The sequence below is a fragment of the Micromonospora sp. 4G55 genome (assembly GCF_016803375.1).
This window is the reverse complement of the sequence record NZ_JAEVHN010000547.1, coordinates 1-4,183: the sequence shown is the minus strand read 5'-3', so window position 1 is coordinate 4,183 and position 4,183 is coordinate 1. Positions and strand designations below refer to the sequence as shown.

At 73.6% G+C, this 4,183-nt stretch carries 4 protein-coding genes; 3 read left to right on the top strand and 1 reads right to left on the bottom strand.

From position 1 onward, the window contains the following. Nucleotides 1-749: class F sortase (locus JNW89_RS29495; protein ID WP_238451582.1), on the top strand; the 749-nt coding region annotated here is incomplete at its 5' end. Nucleotides 750-770: 21 nt separating this feature from the next. On the opposite strand, the gene JNW89_RS29490 is transcribed toward JNW89_RS29495, so the two are convergent. After that, nucleotides 771-1,304, bottom strand: a complete 534-nt coding sequence (locus JNW89_RS29490; protein WP_154942404.1) for an HNH endonuclease — start codon at nucleotides 1,302-1,304, stop codon at nucleotides 771-773. Between the two features lie 278 nt (nucleotides 1,305-1,582). Between JNW89_RS29490 and JNW89_RS29485 the strand changes: the two genes are divergently transcribed. Together JNW89_RS29485 and JNW89_RS29480 are read left to right on the top strand one after the other, a co-directional pair. After that, a complete protein-coding gene (locus JNW89_RS29485) occupies nucleotides 1,583-2,665 on the top strand; it encodes a mechanosensitive ion channel family protein (RefSeq protein ID WP_238451581.1) in 1,083 nt (360 codons plus the stop codon). 248 nt (nucleotides 2,666-2,913) lie between these two features. Beyond that, the coding region (locus JNW89_RS29480) for an MFS transporter (RefSeq protein ID WP_238451580.1) at nucleotides 2,914-4,183 on the top strand (1,270 nt) is incomplete at its 3' end.

The following is a 4,183-nucleotide window of genomic DNA, read 5'->3' as shown; positions in this document are numbered from 1 at the left end:
CCCGTGCGGCCGGCCGCTTCCGCCGGGTGGCCGGCCAGGCCTTCACCGCCAGCGTGACCACGACCGACCCGGTCGTCCACGCCCGTCCGGTACGGCCGGCGGCACGGCCGGCCCGCTACGGCGGCTACCCGAGCCGGGGACCGGGCGCCGCGTTCATGGTGCTCGCCACCCTGATGGCGCTGATCGTCGCGATGCTCGGCGTCGAACAGGTGACCGGCCTCAGCGTGCTGCCGGACCGGTTCATCGCCGGCCTGCGCCCGCCGCCGAAGAAGTTCCCGGTGCTGCCGGGCAGCCCACCGACCCTGATCTCGATCTCCCGGATCGACGTGCAGGCCCCGGTGCACCATGTCGGGATCGCCCCGGACGGCAGCATCGGGGTGCCCGACGCCGCCCGCGCCCAGGAGGCCGGCTGGTACGACCAGGGCCCCACCCCCGGCCAGTACGGCCCGGCGGTGATCGTCGGGCACGTCGACACCACCACCGGCCCGGCGGTCTTCCACGGGCTGCGGGACCTGCGCGACGGCGACACGGTCGAGGTGACCCGGGAGGACCGGAAGGTGGCGGTCTTCGAGGTGAACCAGGTGCAGCGCTACGGCAAGGAGAACCTGCCGGCGGACGAGGTGTTCGGCGACTTCAGCCGCCCGAACCTGCGACTGATCACCTGCGGCGGCCGGTGGGTGGGCGGCGAGACCGGCTACGCCGACAACGTGGTGGTGTACGCCTCGCTGGTGAAGGCGCGCGACCGGTGACCCGGCGGAGCCGCGCCCCGCTCAGGCGGCCTCGGGCTCGCGCAGGTCGAGCCAGTCCGCCCAGCGCGGGTCCGGCGCGCGGTGACCCAGCACCCGCCAGGCGGTGCCCTTGGGGGCGGCGGGCAGCGAGTGCAGCCGCCAGCCCAGCTCGGCCGGGGTCTTGTCGCCCTTGGTGTGGTTGCACCGGGCGCAGGCGGCGACGACGTTCTCCCAGGCGTGCCGGCCACCCCGGCTGCGCGGGAAGACGTGGTCGATGGTCTCCGCGGGCCCCCGGCAGTAGGCGCAGCGCCAGCCGTCCCGGGCGAAGATCGCCCGCCGGGACAGCCCGACGTGGGTGCGGTACGGCACCCGGACGAAGCGGGTCAGCCGGACCACGGAGGGCACCGGGAGGGCGTCGCGGGCGCTGTGCAGGACGCCGTCGCCGTCGGCGACACAGACCGCCTTGGCGGAGAGCACGAGGATGGCGGCGCGACGCACCGACACGACACACAGCGGCTCGTAGGTGGCGTTGAGAACCAGCGCGCCGGAGCCCACCGTGGGTCGTATGTCAGGCATCGTGCTCACCCTCCCGGTCCAGCTGCCCACCGCTGGCCACGCCGGCCGCGCCCCGCGCAGCGGGGAACCACGACCGACGCCGGCGGGATCACCGACGTCCGTTGCGCCAATCGTCCCTGATAAGACCCGGGATTGCACGTACTAATCCGGGCTCCCTCGTGAAGCTTTTTCGGCGCGTAGGAAGATGTCCGGTTCGCAGGCCGCCGTCCCGGCGGACGGGGGTCGCCCGTCGGTGGGTCGCCGGTGGGCCGCCGCGGGGGTTGCGGTACGAAGACAGGGTGAGTGCCACCAGCCTGACCTTCCCCGTCGCCGCCCCGACCCCCGACCCCTCACCCTCGGCCGAGTGCCTCCAGGACACGTTGTGCAAGGGCGTGCTGGACGTGACCGGCTCGGTCTGGTTCGCCGAGGGCAGCTACTGGATCCTGCTCAAGCCGCTGCGGGTCGCGCTCATCCTGCTGCTGGCGATCGCCGCCCGCTGGGCGCTGCACCGGACCATCAACCGGCTGGTCCGGACCACCACCCACGGCGCGGTGCCGACCATGCTCCGGCCGCTGCGCGAGCGCATCCCGTCGGCCTCGCTCGACCCCGCCGAGTTCATCCCCGAGCGGCGCCGCCAACGCGCCGAGGCGATCGGCTCGGTGCTGCGCAGTCTGGTCACCGCGTTCGTCTTCGGCATCGCCCTGCTGATGGTGCTCAAGGAGTTCAGCTTCGACCTGGCTCCACTGCTGGCCAGCGCGGGCATCGCCGGCGTCGCGCTCGGCTTCGGCGCGCAGAGCCTGGTCAAGGACCTCATCGCGGGTCTGTTCATGCTCATCGAGGACCAGTACGGCGTCGGCGACACGGTGGACCTGGGCGAGGCGACCGGCGTGGTGGAGTCCGTGGGGTTGCGGGTGACCACCGTCCGCGACGGTCGCGGGGTGCTCTGGTACATCCGCAACGGCGAGATCGTCCGGGTGGGCAACAAGAGCCAGGGCTGGGCCCTGGTGGTGGTGGACCTGCCGATCGGCTTCGCCGGCACCGAGGAGGCGAGCGCCGTGCTGCGTACGGCGGCGGCCTCGGTGGCGCTGGACCCGGAGCTGGCCCCGGAGATCGTCGAGGCGCCCGAGGTGCTGGGCGTCGAGCAGATGACCGTGGACGGCGCGGTGATCCGGACGGTGGTCAAGACGACCGCGGACGGGCAGTTCGCGGTGGGCCGGGAGCTGCGCCGCCGGCTGGCCGAGGCGCTGGAGAACTCGGGCATCACCGCGAAGATCGCGGCCGCCCGGCTCTACCCGGGGCTGCCGCAGACCGGCGGGATCGGCCCGGCCGGGGCGCCCGGGACGGTGGGCACCCCGGGCACCGGTCAGGGTGGCGCCACCTGACCTGCCGGGCGGGACGAAATCGGGGAGTCCGAAATCTGGGGGTCGCGGACCGCGCGGCCCCTCGGGTATCGTCCGTTCGTTCAGTCGGAGATGCGACGACCAATCCGTTCGCCCTAGCCAGTTGTCAGACGATCGGGCAGAATCCGGTGCACGCGCTCCCGCCGGAGCGTGATCATGTCCTCGCTGATCCGTAGATCTGACGACGGGGTCCCCGTCAGGCCGTCACGAGTGGCCGTTCGCGGGGCACGATGGAGGCGACGGTGTCCGACGAGCGACCCTCTCCGGACGGGCCGGCCACATTCCGGGAGGTGTTCGGCCAGTCCGAGTACCGAGCGATCTTCGTGGCCACCGTGTTCTCCTGGGTGGGCGACTACGTGGCCAAGGCCGCGGTCACCGTGCTGGTCTACCGGCAGAGCGAGTCGATCGCCCTCTCCGCCGCCGCGTTCGCGGTCAGCTACCTGCCCTGGCTGGTCGGCGGGCCGCTGCTCGCCGCGCTCGCCGAGCGCTACCGCTACCGGCAGGTCATGGTCGTCTGCGACCTGATCCGGATGGCGCTGATGGCGCTGATCGCCGTGCCGGGCGTGCCGGTGTGGGTGATCCTGGCCCTGCTCTTCGCCACCACGCTCGCCAACCCGCCCAGCCAGGCCGCCCGGTCCGCGCTCATGCCGGCCATCCTCACCGGGGACCGGCTGGTCCTCGGCCTGTCGCTGAACGCCAGCTCGGCCCAGGCGGCCCAGGTGGTCGGATACCTCCTCGGTGCCGCGTTGGCCGCGGTGAACCCGACCCTCGCGCTGCTGATCAACGCGGCCACCTTCGCCGGGTCCGCCGCGCTGACCCGCTTCGGCGTCCGCGACCGGGAACCGGCGATGACCGCCGCGCACCGCAGCCACCTGTTGCGCGAGACGGGGCAGGGCTTCCAGATCGTCTTCGGCACCCCGGTCCTGCGGGCCATCGCCGTGCTGGTCTTCAGCGCCATGCTCTTCTCGATCGTCCCCGAGGGGCTGGCCGCCGCCTGGGCCGGCGAGCGCTCCGGCGACGGGCTGGACAGCGGCGTCGCGCAGGCCGTCATCATGGCCGCCAACCCGGTCGGGTTCATCCTGGGCGGGCTGGTGGTGGGGCGGGCGGTCGCGCCGGCCCGCCGGCTCGCCCTGATGCGGCCGCTGGCGGTGCTCGCCCCGCTGGTCCTGGTGCCCACGCTCTTCGACCCGCCACCGGTGGTGGTGGCCCTGCTCGCGGCCGCCTGCGGCTTCGCCGCCGCCGGCCTGCTGCCGACCGCCAACGGGCTCTTCGTCCGCGCCCTGCCCAACGGCTACCGGGCCCGCGCCTTCGGCGTGATGGCCACCGGCATGCAGGTGATCCAGGGCGCCTCGGTGCTGATCACCGGGCTGCTCGCCGACCGCTTCTCCATCCCCCTGGTGGTCGGCCTGTGGAGCGTCGCCGGCGTGCTGCTGATGCTGGTGACGGCCCTGCGCTGGCCGGACGGCGAGACCATCGACGCGGCCGTCGCGGCGGCGACCG

Excerpts from the sequence above, each read along its gene's own strand:
- JNW89_RS29490 (WP_154942404.1), bottom strand. The coding sequence starts at position 1,304 with ATGCCTGACATACGACCCACGGTGGGCTCCGGCGCGCTGGTTCTCAAC.